Origin of the sequence: Micromonospora sp. WMMD1102 (genome assembly GCF_029626265.1) — a bacterium.
Classification (GTDB): domain Bacteria; phylum Actinomycetota; class Actinomycetes; order Mycobacteriales; family Micromonosporaceae; genus Plantactinospora.
This window is the reverse complement of the sequence record NZ_JARUBN010000001.1, coordinates 7874304-7892344: the sequence shown is the minus strand read 5'-3', so window position 1 is coordinate 7892344 and position 18041 is coordinate 7874304. Positions and strand designations below refer to the sequence as shown.

The 18041-nt window shown below is 70.6% G+C and carries 20 protein-coding genes, 1 tRNA gene and 2 pseudogenes; 10 read left to right on the top strand and 13 right to left on the bottom strand.

What is annotated here, in order from left to right; translation table 11 throughout:
• The first annotated feature begins 79 nt into the window (after nucleotides 1-79).
• From O7626_RS35880 to O7626_RS35870, 3 genes are all read left to right on the top strand, one after another.
• Nucleotides 80-634, top strand: coding sequence for a hypothetical protein (locus O7626_RS35880; RefSeq protein WP_278065399.1), 555 nt, complete (start codon nucleotides 80-82; stop codon nucleotides 632-634).
• A 102-nt stretch (nucleotides 635-736) separates the two neighbouring features.
• Nucleotides 737-1378 (top strand): flavin reductase family protein, encoded by a 642-nt coding sequence (locus tag O7626_RS35875; RefSeq protein ID WP_278065398.1) that lies wholly within the window; start codon nucleotides 737-739, stop codon nucleotides 1376-1378.
• Nucleotides 1379-1624: 246 nt separating this feature from the next.
• Complete coding sequence (locus tag O7626_RS35870) at nucleotides 1625-2377, top strand: DUF6082 family protein (RefSeq protein ID WP_278065397.1); 753 nt, start codon at nucleotides 1625-1627, stop codon at nucleotides 2375-2377.
• Between the two features lie 38 nt (nucleotides 2378-2415).
• Here O7626_RS35870 and O7626_RS35865 read toward each other — a convergent pair whose 3' ends face one another.
• A complete protein-coding gene (locus tag O7626_RS35865) occupies nucleotides 2416-2637 on the bottom strand; it encodes a DUF397 domain-containing protein (RefSeq protein WP_278065396.1) in 222 nt (73 codons plus the stop codon).
• A 123-nt stretch (nucleotides 2638-2760) separates the two neighbouring features.
• Complete coding sequence (locus tag O7626_RS35860; RefSeq protein WP_278065395.1) at nucleotides 2761-3447, bottom strand: hypothetical protein; 687 nt, start codon at nucleotides 3445-3447, stop codon at nucleotides 2761-2763.
• Between the two features lie 260 nt (nucleotides 3448-3707).
• Between O7626_RS35860 and O7626_RS35855 the strand changes: the two genes are divergently transcribed.
• Entirely contained in the window at nucleotides 3708-5096 is a 1389-nt protein-coding gene (locus O7626_RS35855; protein WP_278065394.1) for a glycoside hydrolase family 18 protein, read from the top strand.
• Between the two features lie 308 nt (nucleotides 5097-5404).
• On the opposite strand, the gene O7626_RS35850 is transcribed toward O7626_RS35855, so the two are convergent.
• On the bottom strand, nucleotides 5405-5608 hold the full coding sequence (locus O7626_RS35850) for a hypothetical protein (RefSeq protein ID WP_278065393.1): 204 nt from the start codon (nucleotides 5606-5608) through the stop codon (nucleotides 5405-5407).
• Between the two features lie 94 nt (nucleotides 5609-5702).
• Between O7626_RS35850 and O7626_RS35845 the strand changes: the two are divergent.
• A pseudogene (locus O7626_RS35845) lies at nucleotides 5703-6254 on the top strand (IS5 family transposase); the annotation flags it as partial.
• Nucleotides 6255-6384: 130 nt separating this feature from the next.
• Nucleotides 6385-6540 (top strand): hypothetical protein, encoded by a 156-nt coding sequence (locus tag O7626_RS35840; RefSeq protein ID WP_278066540.1) that lies wholly within the window; start codon nucleotides 6385-6387, stop codon nucleotides 6538-6540.
• Between the two features lie 383 nt (nucleotides 6541-6923).
• Here O7626_RS35840 and O7626_RS35835 read toward each other — a convergent pair whose 3' ends face one another.
• Both O7626_RS35835 and O7626_RS35830 read right to left on the bottom strand, forming a co-directional pair.
• Nucleotides 6924-7556 carry a hypothetical protein gene (locus tag O7626_RS35835; RefSeq protein WP_278066539.1) on the bottom strand — a complete coding sequence of 211 codons (633 nt, stop codon included), beginning with the start codon at nucleotides 7554-7556 and terminating at the stop codon, nucleotides 6924-6926.
• 236 nt (nucleotides 7557-7792) lie between these two features.
• Nucleotides 7793-7882 (bottom strand) — tRNA-Ser (locus tag O7626_RS35830).
• A 76-nt stretch (nucleotides 7883-7958) separates the two neighbouring features.
• On the opposite strand from O7626_RS35830, the gene deoD reads away from it, so the two are divergent.
• A complete protein-coding gene (deoD, locus tag O7626_RS35825) occupies nucleotides 7959-8666 on the top strand; it encodes a purine-nucleoside phosphorylase (protein ID WP_278065392.1) in 708 nt (235 codons plus the stop codon).
• A 68-nt stretch (nucleotides 8667-8734) separates the two neighbouring features.
• On the opposite strand, the gene O7626_RS35820 is transcribed toward deoD, so the two are convergent.
• The 4 genes from O7626_RS35820 to O7626_RS35805 all read right to left on the bottom strand — a co-directional run bounded on the left by O7626_RS35820 (nucleotide 8735) and on the right by O7626_RS35805 (nucleotide 12616).
• Nucleotides 8735-9955: an FtsX-like permease family protein gene (locus tag O7626_RS35820; protein ID WP_278065391.1), complete on the bottom strand. Its 1221-nt coding sequence runs from the start codon at nucleotides 9953-9955 to the stop codon at nucleotides 8735-8737.
• Nucleotides 9955-10695 carry an ABC transporter ATP-binding protein gene (locus tag O7626_RS35815; RefSeq protein WP_278066467.1) on the bottom strand — a complete coding sequence of 247 codons (741 nt, stop codon included), beginning with the start codon at nucleotides 10693-10695 and terminating at the stop codon, nucleotides 9955-9957. The genes O7626_RS35820 and O7626_RS35815 overlap by 1 nt, the downstream gene beginning before the upstream one ends.
• A gap of 89 nt (nucleotides 10696-10784) precedes the next feature.
• Nucleotides 10785-12080, bottom strand: a complete 1296-nt coding sequence (locus O7626_RS35810; RefSeq protein ID WP_278065390.1) for a peptidoglycan-binding domain-containing protein — start codon at nucleotides 12078-12080, stop codon at nucleotides 10785-10787.
• Entirely contained in the window at nucleotides 12077-12616 is a 540-nt protein-coding gene (locus tag O7626_RS35805; protein WP_278065389.1) for a hypothetical protein, read from the bottom strand. Before O7626_RS35805 ends, O7626_RS35810 begins: the two co-directional genes overlap by 4 nt.
• A 131-nt stretch (nucleotides 12617-12747) precedes the next feature.
• Between O7626_RS35805 and O7626_RS35800 the strand changes: the two genes are divergently transcribed.
• Both O7626_RS35800 and O7626_RS35795 read left to right on the top strand, forming a co-directional pair.
• Nucleotides 12748-13404, top strand: coding sequence for a response regulator transcription factor (locus tag O7626_RS35800; RefSeq protein ID WP_278065388.1), 657 nt, complete (start codon nucleotides 12748-12750; stop codon nucleotides 13402-13404).
• Nucleotides 13401-14663, top strand: coding sequence for a HAMP domain-containing sensor histidine kinase (locus O7626_RS35795; RefSeq protein ID WP_278065387.1), 1263 nt, complete (start codon nucleotides 13401-13403; stop codon nucleotides 14661-14663). The genes O7626_RS35800 and O7626_RS35795 overlap by 4 nt, the downstream gene beginning before the upstream one ends.
• A 90-nt stretch (nucleotides 14664-14753) precedes the next feature.
• Here the strand turns inward: O7626_RS35795 and tadA are convergent, their stop codons facing one another.
• The 4 genes and pseudogenes from tadA to O7626_RS41645 form a co-directional block, all read right to left on the bottom strand.
• Nucleotides 14754-15233 (bottom strand): tRNA adenosine(34) deaminase TadA, encoded by a 480-nt coding sequence (gene tadA, locus O7626_RS35790; protein ID WP_278066466.1) that lies wholly within the window; start codon nucleotides 15231-15233, stop codon nucleotides 14754-14756.
• Nucleotides 15234-15268: 35 nt separating this feature from the next.
• Complete coding sequence (locus O7626_RS35785) at nucleotides 15269-15802, bottom strand: tRNA adenosine deaminase-associated protein (RefSeq protein ID WP_278065386.1); 534 nt, start codon at nucleotides 15800-15802, stop codon at nucleotides 15269-15271.
• A gap of 241 nt (nucleotides 15803-16043) precedes the next feature.
• Complete coding sequence (locus tag O7626_RS35780; RefSeq protein ID WP_165436896.1) at nucleotides 16044-16211, bottom strand: hypothetical protein; 168 nt, start codon at nucleotides 16209-16211, stop codon at nucleotides 16044-16046.
• Between the two features lie 122 nt (nucleotides 16212-16333).
• Nucleotides 16334-16669 (bottom strand): annotated as a pseudogene (locus O7626_RS41645) (hypothetical protein); the annotation flags it as partial.
• A gap of 506 nt (nucleotides 16670-17175) precedes the next feature.
• Here O7626_RS41645 and O7626_RS35770 point away from each other — a divergent pair.
• Nucleotides 17176-17976, top strand: a complete 801-nt coding sequence (locus O7626_RS35770; RefSeq protein WP_278065384.1) for a M23 family metallopeptidase — start codon at nucleotides 17176-17178, stop codon at nucleotides 17974-17976.
• The last annotated feature ends 65 nt before the right edge of the window (nucleotides 17977-18041 follow it).

Genomic DNA, 18041 nt, shown 5'->3' with positions numbered 1-18041 from the left:
CAGGGTGTGGATTGCCTGCCGCCACCCCGACGAACGGGACAAATGCGGGGTAAACTACCCTGAGTGCCCGGAGGGCTACATGGAGGCACGGAAAGTCGTACGGGTCGTGGCGGTGCTCGTGGCGGGCGCGGTGGCGCTCTGCCACGCGTACCGGACGTTCTCGGACGAGCCCGCGGCGACACCCGGTTACGGGCCGGGCGTCCTCCACCTCAGGGGCGTCAACGACATCGAGTTCGGCGACACCGCCCAGGAGTTACGCCGACGTGGGGAACTCGACGCGACATTCCCCGCCGACGACCTCTCCGCCTCCGACTGCGGCCCGAGCCTGACCGAGCCGGCCACGGTCAGCCCGGTCTTCGCCGGCGACCGGCTGGTGCTGCTCTGGGCCAGCCCACCGGTGCGTACCCCGGAAGGTGTCACCGCCGGCACCCCCGTCGACCAGGTCGAGGCCGCCTACCCGGCCGCCACCCGGCTGACCGCGCCCCCCGGCAGCTACCGCTACGACGGACTGCTGGCGATGCAGGGGGACCGGGCCTACCTCTTCCTGCACGACGGCCGGACGGTCCGCAAGACCGTCGCCGGCTACACCGACTACGCGAAGCGTCTCTTCGACGAGGGCTTCGGCACCTGCTGAGCCCGCTCGCCACCGTCCCGGACGCGGCCTCGGGCGGACAGCCGGAACGCCAGGTCCGATCTCCGCCAGCGACTCTGCCGGTCCGCCGGACAGAGTTGCCGGATGCACGTCGTTCCCGGGCTCAAGGTGCTGTACTTCGGCACGCCAGTGGTGTTGATCAGTTCCCGCAACGAGGACGGCAGCGCCAACCTCGCCCCGATGTCGTCGGCCTGGTGGCTGGGACAGTCCGGGATGCTCGGCCTGGGCAACAGCGGCCAGACGACGGCGAACCTGCGCCGGGAGCGGGAGTGCGTACTCAACCTGCCCTCGTCGAACATGGTCGGTGCGGTGGACCGGATCGCGCTCACCACCGGGAAGCGGATCGTGCCGGAGCACAAGCTCGCCCAGGGCTACCGGTACGAGCCGGACAAGTTCGCCCTGGCCGGTTTCACCGAGCAGCCGTCCGAGCTGGTCCGGGCGCCCCGGGTCGCGCAGTGCCCGATCCAGCTGGAGTGCCGGGTCGTCGCGGTACTGCCGATGGCCGAGCCGGTGCCCGACTGCACCGCCTTCCAGGTCGAGGTACTCCGCGCCCACGTCGACGAGTCCCTGGTCATCCCCGGCACGCGCCACGTCGACCCGATCGGCTGGGATCCACTGATCATGAAGTTCTGCGAGTTCTTCGGCGGCGGCCACAACGTGCACCCGTCGAGGCTCGCCGACGGCTGGCAGCTGCCGCACCGGTTGCTTCCCACCTCCGCCGGCTGACCGTGCCCTTCCCGCATCCGGTGCGTATTGCCAATCTGACGGTGCGCAACAGGAACGCATTCTCCATCGAAACCTGGCTGATCCAGATCTCGAATAGAAAATGGAAGTTCCACGAGCACCGGGCCATAATGCCGGGCAAATCCGCAGCACCGGCGCCGGTTAGTGAATGAACATGCGTGACAGATGGAGTCAACTCGGAGCAGCCGCGAGAATTGCTATCTGACCAGATCCGACAGAGGAGTCACGATGGCGGTACGCGAGACCTATGCCTCGGACGAGCGGAGGCACCGACTCGTTCGGTCCACGCTGCTCGTCGCATCCACCGTGCTGCTGGCTGGGACGCTCCTCGCCGCGATCGTGTCGCCCACCATCCTGAACCGGCTCTACAGCGGTCAGCACGACTATTCGACGGCCAGCGACATCGGGCAGGCGTACGGCGCAGCCTCGGCACTGCTGGCCGCGCTCGCCCTGCTGGTCGTCTGCGCCTCGCTCGTGGTCCAGTACAACCAGTTCAGGTACGAGCGGGTGCAGGCCGTCTACCACCGCACCGACGACCTCGTGCAACTCGCCGTCGAGAATCCGGAGTACTGCCAGTGCTGGGGTGCCCGGGTGTCACCGGAACACGTGGACGAACGGCTCTTCTACTACTGCAGTCTGGTCATAAAGTCCTGGACGAGGGCGTGGGAGCGCAGAGGACTGACCGAACGCGAGGCGCGGGAGTTCCTGGCCCAGTTCTTCGACAGCGAGGTGCCCCGGCTCTTCTGGCAACGGCACGGCGACTGGCACCTGCACCGCAAGCCGCGTACCCGGGCGGCCCGGTTCATGGCGCTGGTGAACGAAGAGTTCCTCTGTGCGGTCAAGGCCGGGCCGCCCTCGCGGTCGTACGAGCCGCCGACGCCGCCGGTCAATCCGCCCTGGGACGGCCTGCGCGGCGCGACCCGACTCGGCGACGAGATGGTACGCCCGCAGCGTCGAAGGGAGTCACGAGCGCGCGAATAGAGCGTCGTGATCGGACGGCGGAACCGGGGCGGCGCGGACTAACTGTCCAGACCGCCCCGGTTCACGAAGGCGTCGTTCTTCAACCCGGCGACGAGTTCGCGCCAGACGCTCCGCCCGATCAGGAGCACGGCCGCGGGGCGCTGTGAATTCCGGAGTGCCACCCCGTCCCCGCTGAGCGCGAACTCGACACAATGATGTTCGGTCACGCAGCGCGAACTGCGCCGCCACGACGAGCGCATGACCGCGCGGTCGGCGGTCACCGTTCCTTCTCCGCCGACTGCGAGAACTGTTCGAGCAGGATCTTTCACAAATGGATCTTAACAGAAGAAGGTCACTAAATCGGGCAGAAACGGTGCTTTGCGTGTCGCTCGTGGGCGGCGACGTCAGCCGATCCGTTCGACCACCGGGCGCCGGATCACGAACTTGCCCGGCTCCCGGACCTGCTCGAAGGCCGCGTCGTTGAGCAGTACGCAGCTGCCGGACGGGCTGGTCACCCTGACCGTGACGCTCTTGCCGTTGTCCAGGTTGGTGACCTTCAACGTGGTACCGATCGGGAAGGTCCCGCTGGACGCGGCCGGACCGGCGTCCTCGTTGAACAGGGTGACCGTGCCGCCCTTGCAGATCACCTCACTGCTCGGGTCGTCGCCGTTCGGGTCGTTGCCGTTCGAGCCGCCGCCGGGGTTGGCCGGCGGCTGGGCGGGCGCCTCGGGTGGCTGGGCCGGCGGCTTCGCCGGAGCCGTGGTCGGCTCGGCGGCCGGTGGGGCGGCGGGCGGGACGGGCGCGTCGGCGCGTACCTCGGCGGTGCAGCCGGCGGTGGCCCGGCGCTGCTGGATCAGGTCGACCACAGCCTGCCGGTTGGCGATCCGAGCTTCGGAGAGAGCATCCGGGTTGGCCTGCTGACCGGCGATGAAGTTCAGGTTGTTCCGCAGCGCGGCGTCCAGGCCGGCGCAGCTCTCGCCAGCGTTGCCGAGTCCGGTCCCGACGGCCAGCGCACCGCCGAGCAGGGCTGCCGCCGCCACGCCCAGGAACACCTTCCGCCCCCGACCGGTCGTCCTGCGTCGCCTGTTCATACACCGCTCCCTCGCCTCGTCCGCCGCCGTACGCAGCGCCTCGCCCGCTGCCGGATGCAGCTACCGCTGGGTACGGCGACCGGTACGAAGTGGATCAGTTCGGATTCCTAAATGTTCTTTAACTACCCACCGCCACACCTTCGGTGCGATCCGTACGGCGCACTTGTCCGCCGGACATCGACCGCCCTACCTTGCAGGCAGACACCGGAAAGTTTCTTAATTGTTTTGCCGACGCTCCAACCCCCGCTCCAGGAGTGCATATGCGCGGATCCGTTCTCTGTCGACTCGGTACCCTCACCGCGGCCACCGCCGTCACCGCCCTGCTCGCCGGCATCGCCGTACCCCCGGCTTCGGCCGCCCCCGGCGCGGCGTCCCGGCCCGAGACCGCCTCCCGGCCCGACGGCGGCCGGGGCGGCGACTACGTCAAGGTCGGATACTTCACCCAGTGGGGCATCTACGGCCGGGCCTTCACCATCAAGAAACTGCACGACTCCGGCGCCGCGGGCCGGCTGACCCACCTCAACTACGCCTTCGGCAACGTCAGCCCGGACGGCCGCTGCTACGTCGACGGCGGGCCGGGCGAGGGCGACGCCTGGGCCGACTACCAGCGGCCGGTGCCCGCCGAGGAGAGCGTCGACGGCGTCGCCGACAGCTGGGGCGAGCCGCTGAACGGCAACTTCGGGCAGTTGCAGAAGCTGAAGGCACTGCATCCGGACCTGAAGGTACTAATCTCACTCGGCGGCTGGAGCTGGTCGACGCACTTCTCCGACGCGGCGCTCACCCCCGAGTCCCGGCGGAAGTTCGTCTCCTCATGCATCGACCTCTACCTCAAGGGCAACCTGCCCAACCCGGACGGCAGCGCCGGCGGACCCGGCTCGCTCGCCGGAGTCTTCGACGGCATCGACCTGGACTGGGAGTGGCCGGGCTCGGCCGGTGACGTCGACACCGTCTACCGGCCCGAGGACAAGCAGAACTTCACCGCGCTGGTCGCCGAGTTCCGCCGCCAGCTCGACGCGCTCGGCAGGCCGGCCCGGCGGCACTACGCGCTGACCGCCTTCGTACCGGCCAACCCGGCCGCGATCGACGCCGGCTTCGAGGTCCGCAAGGTCTTCCGGAACCTGGACTTCGCCACCGTGCAGGGCTACGACTTCCACGGCACCTGGGAGCCGGTCGCCAACCAGCAGTCCGCCCTGCGGGTACCGGCCGGGGCCACCGAACCGGACTTCGCCGTCGACCGCACCATCGACGCCTGGCTCGACCGCGGCGCCGAGCGCCGCAAGCTGGTGCTGGGCATCCCGTACTACGGGCGCGGCTGGACCGGGGTCACCGGCGGGCGCGACGGGCTGTTCGGTACCGCCACCGGCGGCGCCGCGCCGGCCACCTTCGAGGCCGGCTACGAGGACTACAAGGTGCTGAAGACCAAGGTGGGCAGGGACGGCTACCGGCTACACCGCGACCTGCGCGCCGGCACGGCATGGCTCTACGACGGTACGACGTTCTGGACGTACGACGACCCGGCGGTGCTGCTCCAGAAGACGCTGTACATCCGCGCGGAGCGACTCGGCGGCGCGATGATCTGGTCGCTGGACGGCGACGACGAGCAGGCCACCCTGACCCGGACCATCGACCTCGGCCTCTGGACGCCGTAACCCCACTGCGCACGAGGAAGTGGCTGCACCAACTCACGGCGGAACACCTCGACACCGAACCCGACGCCGCCGGACCCGATGCCAAAAGCCGGCTGTCCGCGAGTGGGTGAAGCCGTCAAGCCCGGACCACCGGCCCGGCTGCGGCCGGATGAACACGCCAGTCCAGCGCGTTCATCCGGCCGCCGAGTCCAGTTCGGACATCAAGGCATGACTGTGTGTCGCCTCGCCCGACGGTCATTCGGTGTCAGGCGGCACTTCGGGGTCCGCCGCACGTCGCGCCCGCAGAGGTCCACCCGAAGAGGCGCCGGCTAAAGGGCCTCGTAGAGGCTCCAGGAGCCGTCCGGCTCCAACTCGCAACTCCACGAGCTGGCCGCACCCGCCGCCAGGTCACCCTCACCCTGCTCTGCACACAGCACCTGGTCCGGGTAGGAGCCCACATAGATCTTCGTGGCTGCCGCGGCGGAAGCGCCGCCGATTCCCAGTCCTACGGCCAGGGTTGCACCGATGACCACCACCTGAATGATGGCACGCTTGCCTAAGAGCGCGTTTTAGATGTGGTCGCACGGCGTGTGCGTCGGTAGGTGAGGCAGTGGTCGATGTGCCGGTATGGATCGATCGCGCCGGTACCCCTCCGACCTGACGGACCTACAGTGGGCGCTCATCGAGCAGGTGCTACCGCCGCCGAAGTGGATGGGCCGCCCGGAGAAGCACTCCCGCAGGGCCATCGTTGACGCGATCTTGTACGTGGTGCGGACGGGCTGCGCCTGGCGGTACCTGCCAGCGGACTTCCCGCCGTGGCAGACCGTGTACGGCCGGTTCCGGCAGCGGAACAAGACCGGCGCCACCGAGAGAATCCTGGACGAGCTGCGCGAACAGGTCCGGATCAGCCAGGGCCGCAACCCGCAACCGAGTGCGGGGATCATCGACTCCCAGAGCGTCAGGACCGCCGACACCGTCCCGACGACCACCCAGGGCTACGATGCGGGCAAGAAGATCAGTGGGAGGAAACGGTTCGTCGTCACCGACACGTTGGGGCTGCTGCTCGTCGTGTGCGTGGTCGCGACGAGCGTGCAGGACCGAGACGGCGCGAAGGGCACCTTGCTGAGCCTCTACCACGCCCTCGGAGTCCGATACGTCCTCGCCGATGGCGGCTTCGCGGGTGTACTCGTCGACTGGTGCCAGCGGTTCCTGAAGCTGACCTTGGAGATCGTCCGCAAACCCAAAGGGCAGAAGGGATTCGTGCTGATCCCCCCGCCGTTGGCCGGTAGAGCGCACGCTCGGCTGGTTGATGCTCCACCGCCGCCTGGCACGGGACTACGAAACCCACCCGGAGGTCTCCGAACACATGATCCGCTGGGCCGCGATCAACGGCATGCTCGGCTACCTCGACCGCGGCGGACCCGCCACCCGCCAACCCCGACGCACCTTCCACACGCCGGAGTAGCCACATCTAAAACGCGCACTAAGGTCGCCGCTGGAGTCCGCAACTTTCCTCCCCGTCTGCCGATCCATCGAGCCAGAGCGGCTAAGGCTAGGGTCCGCAGAATGCCAGCGTCAATCGGAAATCCGACCGAACAAGCGCTTTGCATTAATCTTGGCCACCAGATGATCCGCGATGGTCAGCCTGATTCCAGAATCGCCAGACAGGTGCCCGGCTGTCGAATTCCACGACCCGACCGTGACGATTCACGGGCGGTTCGGGCGGTCCACGGGCGGGCCGGCGATCCCGAGACGGCAAGACGCCCGGCTGGCCTTTCGGACACACCGGGCGCCTTCCCTGATCAGTGGCTGTGGCGGCGGGATTTGGGAACCTTGGTCATGGAAGGATCAGATGTTCCTGAGCCGCCATCCTTCGACGTACGTCGGCGCGTTCGTTGCCGCCTGCGTGATGCCGTGGTCGAAGCACCGGTTCTGAATCTGTTCGATCTTCTGGACGTTGTATGTCACGTTGAACGCCTCCACCCCGTACTCGGCCAGCAGCCGGCTGTACGGCGCGACTGTGGTGTTGATGGTGACTCCGAACTTCGTGGTGATCGACGCGACGATCTGGGCGCTGACGTTGCGGGTCAGGAACTCGCTGAGCTTCGCGGTCGTACCCACGGTCACCGTCACGCTGAACGTCTGGCTCGTTTCGGTCACGATGGTGGTGTTGAGTGGAGCGCTGTTCCCCGCGTTGTCGAAGACCCTGGCGTAGGCAATGTTGAAGGTCGTCGACACCGAGGCCACCGAGACGTACCGGTACAGCGTCCGTCGAACGATGATGATCCCCGAGGTGCCGACGTCGGACGTGGTGGCCGCGCCGACGGTCGCCGGGAACGCGTCCGACGGGCAGGGAATCTGAGGCGGGTCCGCGCTCGCGGCGCCCGCTGTCGCGACGACCGTCAGCGTCGACAGCAGCGTGGCCAGCACGGTGACCATACCGAACCGGCGGAATGGATTGCGGGTGTTGGGGGCTGACATCCGTACTCCTCTCAGGACTTACCTCCAGGCCGGTAGAGTGCCGGAGCGCACTGGAAATCGACTGGACGGAGACTGGACGACAACGCCGTCATGATCATGCGGTCGGCGGGAGGTCGGTGACGCCCAGGTCCAGGCCGTGAGCACGAAGGTTCTCGAAGAGTTGCCGGCTCGCCGGGGCGGACAGCCGAACGCCCGGTAGGTCGTTTTCCGACCTGCCGGGCGTTTTGCCTGTTCAGTGGCGGTGGCGGCGGGATTTGAACCCGCGGAGGGCGTAAACCCTCACACGCTTTCGAGGCGTGCTCCTTAGGCCACTCGGACACACCACCGCCGAGAAGGGTACCCGACGCCTCCGGTCGACGTCGCGGCGGTATCCGCCGTACGGACCTGGCAGGATGACCTCACATGAGTACGCACATTGGCGCCAAGCCTGGCGAGATCGCCGAGCGGGTCCTGATGCCGGGCGACCCGCTGCGGGCCAAGTGGATCGCGGAGACCTACCTCGAGGACGCCAAGTGCTACTCGACGGTGCGCGGCATGCTCGGCTTCACCGGCCGCTGGTCCGGCACCGAGGTTTCGGTCCAGGGCTCCGGCATGGGGATGCCGTCCGCCTCCATCTACGCGCACGAGCTGATCAACGATTACGGCGTGAAGTCGCTGATCCGGGTCGGCTCGTGCGGCGCCCTCAGCGAGGACCTCCAGCTTCGGGACGTGATCGCGGCCAGCGGCTCGTCGACCGACTCGAACATGAACCGGATGCGGTTCGACGGGCTGATCGACTATGCCCCGGTCGCCGACTTCGGGCTGCTGCGTACCTCGGTCGAGGTGGCGCAGCGGCGCGGCATCGCGATGCGGGTCGGGCCGATCCTGGCCGCGGACGCCTTCTACACCGACCGCCCGGACCTCTACGACACGCTGGCCGACTACGGCGTGCTGGCGGTGGAGATGGAGTCGGCGGCGCTCTACACGATCGCGGCCCGGTTCAGGGCGAAGGCGTTGACGTTGCTGACCGTCAGCGACCACATCAAGCGGGGCGAGCAGACCACCGCGCACGAGCGCGAGCAGACCTTCGGCCAGATGGTCGAGATCGCCCTCGACACCATCGTCGCCTGACCAACAACGTAAGGAAGGGCCCCTTCCTATACAAAAAGCGATAAGAAGGGGCCCTTCCTTACGCCCCGTCAGGGGGTGGCGAGCGCCTCGGTCGGGGCCAGTCGGGCGGCCCGGATCGCCGGGTAGAGCCCGGCGAAGGCGCCGATCAGCAGGGTCGCGCCGACCCCGCCGGCCATCGCCCAGCTCGGCACCACCGTCGGCCAGTCCCGGGACAGGGCGTAGCCGGCGGTCACCCCGATGCCGATCAGCACTCCGCCGACCCCGCCGAGGGCGGATAGCAGCAGCGACTCGGCGAGGAACTGGGTGCGTACCTGACCCCGGGTCGCGCCGAGCGAACGGCGCAACCCGATCTCGGCCCGCCGTTCGAGTACCGAGATCACCATCGTGTTCGCCACTCCGACCCCGCCGACCAGCAGCGCGACCGCGCCGAGCCCGAGCAGCAGGCCGGTGAACGCCTCGTCGGTGGCCTGCTGTGCCTCCAGCGCGTCGGACGGCCGGGACACCTTGACCTCGTTCGGCGCCTCCGGGTTCGCGGTGGCGCCGAGCACGGCCTGCACCGCCTCGACCGACTGCTCGGCCGAGCGGGTGTAGACGGTGGTCGGGTGCCCGTCGAAGCCCAGGTACGACGCCGCCGCCTCCCAGCCGAGCAGTGCGGAGAGGTCCAGTTCCGGCGCCAGCGGCACCGGGGCCAGGATCCCGACCACCGTGAACCACCGACTGCCGAGATAGACCTGTACGTCCGGTCCGGCACTGCCGATTCCCAGCCGTTCGGCCGCGGTGGCTCCCAGCACGACGGCCGGGTAACGCGACGTCGCCTCGTTCAGCCAGGTACCGCTGACCACCGTCGCCCCGACCGTGTCGAGCAGGTCCAGTCGGGCCGCCCTGGCGGCGATCCCGCCGCTCTCCACCGCCGGGATCCGGTCCGACCGGTAGACCCGGGCGTCGGAGAGCATCCCGGTGGCGGAGACCTGCTGGACCGGCCCGATCCGGCCGATCATCGCGACCGACTCCTCCGGCAACTGCGCCTCGTCGCCGAACATGGTGTTGCCGGGTCCGACGGTGAGCAGGTTGGTGCCGAGCGAGTCGAGCATCCGGTCCAGCTCCGCCCGGGAGGAGGACGAGATGCCGACCACCGCGACCATCGCGGCGATGCCGATCGCGATGCCCAGCGCGGAGAGGAACGCCCGCAGCGGCCGGGTACGCAGCCCGACGCCGCCGACCCGGAGGATGTCGCGGGGCCGCATCCGCGCCGGTACCAGCCGGGGCCGTGCCCCGCCCGTCCCGGCCATCAGCCCGCCCCGTTCGACGAGAGCGACGAGACCGGCGAGAGCGACGAGATCGGCGCGAAGCCACCGCCAGCCGGCCGACCGCCACCTGCGCTGTCCGACAGGACGAGGCCGTCGCGCATCTGCACCTGCCGGGGCATGCTCGCGGCGATCTCCCGGTCGTGGGTGATGACGATCACCGTGGTTCCGGCGGCGTTCAGCTCCCGCAGCAAGGCCAGCACCCCCGCCCCGGACGTCGAGTCGAGGTTGCCGGTCGGCTCGTCGGCCAGCAGCAGCGCCGGGTTGCCGACCACGGCGCGGGCGATCGCCACCCGCTGCCGTTCGCCGCCGGAGAGTTCGTGCGGCCGGTGGTCGAGCCGGTGCCCCAGCCCGACCCGGACCAGCGCGACCTCCGCGCGCCGCCGCCGCTCCCCGAGGGGTACGCCGGCGTAGAGCAGCCCGTCCGCCACGTTGTCCAGCACCGGTACGCCCGGTGCGAGGTGGAACTGCTGGAAGACGAAGCCGATCCGGGACGACCGTAACGCGGAGAGTTGCCGGTCCGACAGCTTCGCCACGTCGAACCCGTCGATGTGCACGGTGCCGGTCGACGGCCGGTCGAGGGTGCCGATCAGGTGCAGCATCGTCGACTTGCCGGAGCCGGACGGCCCGACGATCGCCACCAGTTCGCCCGGCCGGATGGCGAGGGTGACCCCGCCGAGCGCGGTGACCCCGCCCGGATAGACCTTTGTGACCCGGTCCAGCACGACGACCCCGTCGGTGCCGGCCGGCGCGTCGGCGAGCGCGGTCGCCCCGCCGGCCGGCCCATGATGGCGCACCGCCGTTCCGTCCCGGCTCACTTCGGCATCCCCACGGTCGCCCCCTCGACCAGCCCGTCGCCGGTCACCTCCACCCGGCCGGAGGCGAAGAGCCCGGTCTGCACCGCCACGATCCGGGTCGCGTCCCCCTCGACGATCTCCACGCCGTAACCGCCCTCGGCGAGGGCGAGCAGCGCGGCGACCGGGACGGTGAGGACGTCCTTCCGCTCGGCGGCGGTGAAGGCCACGTCGACCGAGGCGCTGTCGAAGCCGGCCAGCGCCTTCGGGTCGGCGGCGGTGACTGTCACCTCGATCCTGGTTTCCGACTCGTCCTGGCCGTTGGCGCCGCTGCTGGTCTCGATCACCGTCTCGGTGGCGGCGACGGTGCCGGGCACCGCCTTGCCGTCCGGCAACGTGACCGTGACCTTGGCACCCCGCTTGGCCAGCCGCTGGTCGTCCACGTCAAGCGAGACGGTGACCACCCGGGACGTACCGCTGTAGCTGAGCACACCGGCGCCGGGCTGCACCGCGTCGCCGCCCTCGGCCTCGATGCTGTCCACCCGTACCTCGCCGGTGGCGTAGACGACCTGGCCCAGCTCGACCCGGCCGGTCTCGTCCAGCCCGAGGTCGTCCTGCCAGTCCCGCACCGCCTCGGCGGTGGCCGAGGTGTACTCGTCGTCGACGGTGAACCCGTCGTAGCCGAGCGCACTCAGGTTCTTCTCGAACTGCTCGACGTCGTCACCGCTGTCCCCGGACCGGAGCGTCCGGTATGCCGGCAGGCCGCCGTAGAGGAGTACGACCTTCTGGTTGTCGACCGAGTAGAGCGGCTTGCCCCGGGTGACCCGGGTGCCGGCGGCGGCCAACGAGGTGACGGTACCGGCCTTCCGGGCGGCGACCGTGCGCGTCTCGCCGTACCCGAGTTCGCCGTCGGCGGTCTCCGAGTCGATCAGTGTCTGCCGGGTGACCTGGGCGTTCGCCGGTGGCAGGTGGCTGGCGGTGGCCGTACCCGGGTCGTCGCCGCCGAATCCGACGGCGGCCGCCGCCCCGGCGGCGACCGCGAGCGCGGTGGCGGTGACCACCGCCGCCGCCCGGCCCCGCCGGCGACGGCGGCGCCGACCCGGTCCGCCGCCGGCCGGAACCGCCCCCGTGGCGTTGCCCGGTCCGGCGCCCGCCGGAACCGCCCCCGTGGCGTGGCCGGCTGGGGCCGACGCCGCGCCCCCGCCCGCCCCGGCCCCGTCCGGAGCCGAGCCGTCGGCAGCCGAGCCGTCCCGGGCCGGGTCGTCTGGAGTCGGGCCGGTACCGGTGAGCGAGGTGCCCGAGATGCCCTCCGTCATTGGCCACCTCGGATTCGGACCGGGAAGTCACCCCGGCACTTCTCCATGGCAGCCTGGAACGCCGGGTCGTCCGGCTTGAACCCGCTGCCCTGGCCGAGCTCCATGGTGCCGTCCGGCTGCGGGTCCGGGAAGTTCGGCACCCCGTTCTCCCGCATGCACTTCGCCAGCTTGCGCACCTGCTCGACCTGCTCCGGGGTCAGCTCCAGCTGACCCCCGTTCGGCAGCAGATGGCGGCACTTCTCCATCGCCGCCTCCGCCTTGGCCGGATCCTCACCCGGCCTGCGCTGCATCCGGATCCCGCCCTTGCCCGGCTCCGGGTCGGGCATCTCCACCCCGTTCTCCCGCATGCACTTGGCGAACTCGAGGCGGCGATCATCGTTACTCATCGCGGCGGCACTGGCACTGGCCGTAGGACCGGCACCCCCGCCGCCCTGGGCGCTGGCCACCCCTGGCCCCTCGTCGGGCTTGGCGCAGCCGGCGAGCACCAGGCCGAGGACGGGGAGGGCCAACCAGATGCCCGACATTCGTCGGCGCATGGCACAACTCCTTCCGTGGGCCGGCGCGGTTCGCCGGCCGATACGGACAAAGTCAAGTCGTCGGCCCGTATCCGGGGCGTAACCGTCGACGTTTACGGCGCCGTTATCCGCGACCGAGTCACCATGGAACGGTGCGGGTACTGGTGGTCGAGGACGAGAAGCTGTTGGCGGACGCCGTCGCCGAGTGGTTGCGCCGGGAGGCGTTCGCCGTCGACGTCGCGTACGACGGCGACGCGGCCCTGGAACGGCTCGGCGTCAACGACTACGACGTGGTGGTGCTCGACCGGGATCTGCCGGTGGTGCACGGCGACGACGTGTGCCGGGCGATCGTGGAGGGCGGGGGCGCGACCCGGGTGCTGATGCTCACCGCCGCAGCCGCCGTACGCGACCGGGTGGCCGGGCTCGCCCTGGGCGCCGACGACTATCTGATCAAGCCGTTCGCGCTCGTCGAACTCTCCGCCCGGGTACACGCGCTGATCCGGCGGGCCAGGCCGGCCGCACCGCCGAAGCTGACCCGGGCCGGTCTGGTGGTCGACCCGGCCCGGCACGAGGTCTACCGCGACGGCCGGTACGTCGCGCTCTCCCGCAAGGAGTTCGCGGTGCTCGCCGAGCTGATGCGGGCCGGCGGTGCGGTGGTATCCGCCGAGGAACTGCTGGAGCGGGCCTGGGACGAGCACATCGACCCGTTCACAAACGTCGTCCGGGTGACAGTGATGAAGTTGCGCCGCAAGCTCGGCGATCCGCAGATCGTCGAGACCGTGCCGGGAGTGGGGTATCAGATCAGGTGAAACGACTCACGATCCGCGCCCGCCTGACCCTGGTCTACGGCGGCCTCTTCCTGCTCGCCGGGGTGGTGCTGTTGGCGGTCACCTACGTCCTGGTCTCCCAACAGATGCCCGCGACCTTCGGGGTCACGCTGAACCGTGCGCCGGCGCCGAAACTCGACCGGATCATCGACCCGGGGGACGCCGAACAGCTCCGGGTCTTCGCCCGGCAGGTGCAGGACGAGGCCCGGCAGAACGCCCTGGAGAGCCTGCTGACCCAGGGCGGCATCGCACTCGCCATCGTCTCGGCGACCGCGTTCGCCTTCGGCTGGCTGATCGCCGGCCGGGCGTTGCAACCGCTGCACCAGATCACCGGTACCGCCCGGCGGATCGCCGGAGCCGGCATCGCCGGTCGCGGGCTGCACGAGCGGATCGCGCTGGACGGCCCCCGGGACGAGGTCAGGGAACTCGCCGACACCTTCAACCTGATGCTGGAACGGCTGGACCAGTCCTTCGACGGGCAGCGGCGGTTCGTCGCCAACGCCTCGCACGAGCTGCGTACGCCGCTGGCGCTGAACCGGTCACTGCTGGAACTCGCGATCACCCGGCCCGGGGCGCCGGCCGAGTTGCGGCAGCTCGGCGAGACGCTGCTGGCGGTCAACGAGCGGCACGAGCGGTTGATCGACGGGCTGCTCACCCTCGCCGACTCGGAGCAGCAGGTGGTGGACCGTACCTCGGTCGACCTGGCCGAGGTGGTCGGGCACGTCGCCGAGCAACTGGGTACGGAGCTGCCGGTGTACCGGCAGTTGGCTCCGGCGCGTACCACCGGGGATCCGGTGCTGCTGGAACGGTTGACCCAGAACCTGCTGGAGAACGCGCTGCGGCACAACGTCCCGGCCGGCGGCCAGGTCTGGGTCAGCACCGGCACCGTCGACGGTTGGGCGAGCCTGGTGGTGGCGAACACCGGCCCGGTGGTGCCGGGGTACGAGGTCGAGACGATGTTCCAGCCGTTCCGCCGGCTGCGCCAGGAGCGGGTCGGCGGCGGCCGGGGCTTCGGGCTCGGGCTGTCGATCGTCCGGGCGGTCGCCGGCGCGCACGGCGGCTCGGTCCGGGCCGAGCCCCGGCACGGCGGCGGACTGGTCGTCACGGTACTGCTGCCGGCCGAGACGTCGGTACGGGCCGAACCGGAGCACGCCCCGCCGACCCAGCCGGGATACCCCGGGCCGGCTCGTCCGGGGCAGCTTCCGCCGGCAGCGGCCCTACCGGCGGTACCGGCGAGCTGACTTCCACAAACTGGCCAGGGTTATCCACAGGGGTGTGCACAACATTCGCCGAACTGTGGAAAACTCTGCGACGGATCGAACAGCGGCGGATCAGCGGAAGAAGGATCGCAGGGCGGCGGCGCACTCGGCGGCCAGGACACCGCCGTACACCTCCGGGCGGTGGTTGAGCCGCCGGTCGCGTACGACGTCCCAGAGCGAGCCCACCGCGCCGGTCTTCGGCTCCCACGCGCCGAAGACGAGCGTGGAGATCCGGGCGAGCACCAGCGCACCGGCGCACATCGTGCACGGTTCCAGTGTCACCACCAGGGTGCAACCGGTCAGTCGCCAGGCGCCGACCGTCCGGGCGGCTCGGCGCAGGGCGAGGATCTCGGCGTGCGCGGTCGGGTCGCCGGTCAACTCCCGCTCGTTGCGGGCGCTCGACAACTCCGTACCGTCGGGACCGTAGACCACCGCACCGACCGGGACGTCTTCGGCCGGTAGCGCGGCGGATGGCGTTCGGGAGACCTCGAGGGCGCGCCGCATCCACGCCTCGTGCCGGTGCCGGCGCCCGGCCAGCGGCTGGCCCGGCAGGTCCGACTCGCCCGGGCTTCGACCCGCTGGTCCGGTCACGCCTCGCGGAGGTCCTCGACCTCGTTGGCGCAGCCGATGATCTGGCACACCTCGGCGGTCACGTCGGCCGGCAGCATCCCCTCGTGCGCGCAGAGCGCCAGCAGGCGGTGGGCCGAGATGCCGAGGTCGGCGAGGAGGTCGGCGTCACCTACCGGATCGGCGTCCGGGTCGACGGTCGGCTCGTTCTCGTCGTCGTCGGCCGCCCCGGCCGCCCGCTCCACCGGCTCGACCACGTCGTCGATGTCCAGGGCCGGAGCCTTGATGTCACCGACGAGCAGGGCCCCGAGCCGCGACTCCTCGGCGAACGCCGAATCCGAGCCGAAGACCCGCAGGTCATCGCCCTCGTCGAGACGCATGACGGCCAGGTAGGCGTCGTCGGACTCGACGAACAGCAGCGAGATCTCGGCGTCCGGGTCGACGTCGCGGAGCAGCTCGGCGACCTCGTCGATGTCACCCGCACCGTTAAGATCAACTTCTGTCGCGGCCCAGCCGGACGGGCGGCGCACCACCGCCGCGGCGAAGTACGACACGGTCCCCCCAAGTTACCCAGCGGCCCCCGGCCGCACATCACGCCGACCTCCGGTGCACAGCCGGCTCTCTGTCACGCGTGACGGTATCCGGTCGTATCCAGCCGGGCCCACGCAACGCCCCGAAGGAAGGGCCGGGGAAATCGAGGTGGGCGAGGCTGCCGAATCAGTTCGCCGGGGCCGACCGACTGGGCGGACCCACTGGCGACGGGTAGCGGTGAGCTAAGGACGGGTAGCGGTGGACTCAGTTCGCCAGGCGGCGACGGGTGGCGATCAGTTCGCGCAGCCGGTCGACGCGGGCACGGCGGGGATGCTCCCGCTCCCGCACCGACTTCGCCCCGGCGAGCTCGGCGAGGAGCTGCAACCGGCGACGGCTGCGTTCAGGGTCGAGCCGATGCTCTGTCCAGGCCATACCGCCGAGAGTGCCGAGTCCGGCCCGGTTCGTCAAGACCGGTAGCGCTCCGCAACAACCCCTTCGCTCCACGGAGCCGTGGTGAACGATCCTCGACCGGGGCACATCGGGACGTGAGCCCGCTACCACAACGGCCAGTCACCGCTTGTGTACCAGCGCGTCACCAGAGCCGCTGCGGCGATCGCCCAGCCCACGGCGGTGGTCAGGGCGACACCCAGGCCGGCGCCCCGGTTGCCCCGGACCGTCAGCAGCAGCGCGGTCAGCCAGGCCGTCCCGCCGGCCAGCAGCGTCCACAACACGTACCCGCGCAGGTCGTGCCCGAGCAGGCCGAAGGCGAGCAGCCAGGCGGCGGCGGAGGCGCCACCCGCGGTGACGGCCCCGGGGCGTACCGGATGGGGCTCCCGGTAGGTCGGGTGGGTGTGCGCGGGCGGCGGGCTGGCCGGGAAGAGACCGGAGGGGGTGTGTCCGAAGGGTCGCGGCTGCCATGTCGGCGGCCGGTGCTCGACACCCGGCGACGGCGGGGCGCGGAACGGCATCCCGGGTGGGACCAGCATGCCGGGTTGCAGCACCCCCGGTTGGGGCGGCTGCCCGGCCCGGTCCGGCTCGCCGGGCTGGTTCGGCTGGGGCGATCCGGGGGGTGTCGGACCGGGCCGGGGTTGCAGTGCCGGCTGTTCCGCCACGATCCCCGCTCCTTCCCACCCGGGCACAGCGGTCCGGGTGCCCATAACGGGCTCCACCCGACCGTGACGATCCAGCCGGGCCGGTCGAGCCGTCCGTCCGCAGCCTACCCGTCGATCCCGCCAACCGACCGGCTCGCGACCTTTGGCGACACCGCCCGACGCAGGGACGGACGCTGCCCCGGAACCGTCAACTGGACGCCGTGCGGCGGGTACGGATGCCGTCCGGGGGTGGGAGCGGGCGCTCCGGGCCGGCGGGCTCGGGGCGGGTCTGCCACTATGACCGGATGCCATGGGGAGGATCAGCGGAACCGGGTCGGGTCGGCCGGCGGCGGGCGTACCCGGTCGCCGTCCTGCTGGTGACGGTGACCGCGCTTGCCGCCGGTTGCGCCGACACCCGACAGCCGAGCGGCGCGCCGGCCTTCGAGCCGATGGACACCTCGGCCACGTCGAGCCCGTCCGCCGGGGACGGGACGCCGAGCGCCGTGCCGACGCCGACGCCGACCGCCAGCGCGAAGCCGAGCAGGTCGCCGTCGAAGAAGCCCAGCACCCCACCGCCGGCGAACGGCGGCAGCGGCAAGTACGTCTTCCCGGTGCAGACCGGGAACGTCGCCTACCACCCGACCCACTCGGCGTACCCGGCCACCGACATCTTCGCCAACTGCGGCTCGCCGGTGGTCGCCGTGACGAGCGGCCGGGTCCTCGAGGTGAGCCGGGTCGACCGGTACAGCAAGTCCGGGCCGCAGGGGCCGGACAACGGCGGCAAGTCGGTCTCGCTGCTCGGCGACGACGGCGTCCGCTACTACGGCTCACACCTGACGAACGTGACCGGCGGCATCGAGGCGGGCGTCCGGGTGCGCGCCGGGCAGCAGGTCGGCACGGTGGGCAGGACCGGCAACGCCAACAACGTCTGCCACCTGCACTTCGGCATCTCGCCGCCGTGCCAGAAGACCGCCGACTGGTGGATCCGGCGCGGCGTCGTCTGGCCGGCGTCGTTCCTGGACGCCTGGCGGAAGAAGCGGAACACGTCGCCGGCCGCCAAGGTGCGGGACTGGCGGGCCGACAACGGCTGCCCGAAGGCGCCGTAGTCGCGACGGCTGCCGAAGGCGCCGTAGGCTCGGCGCGCCGAGCCTGTTCGGCCGCCTGGATCCGG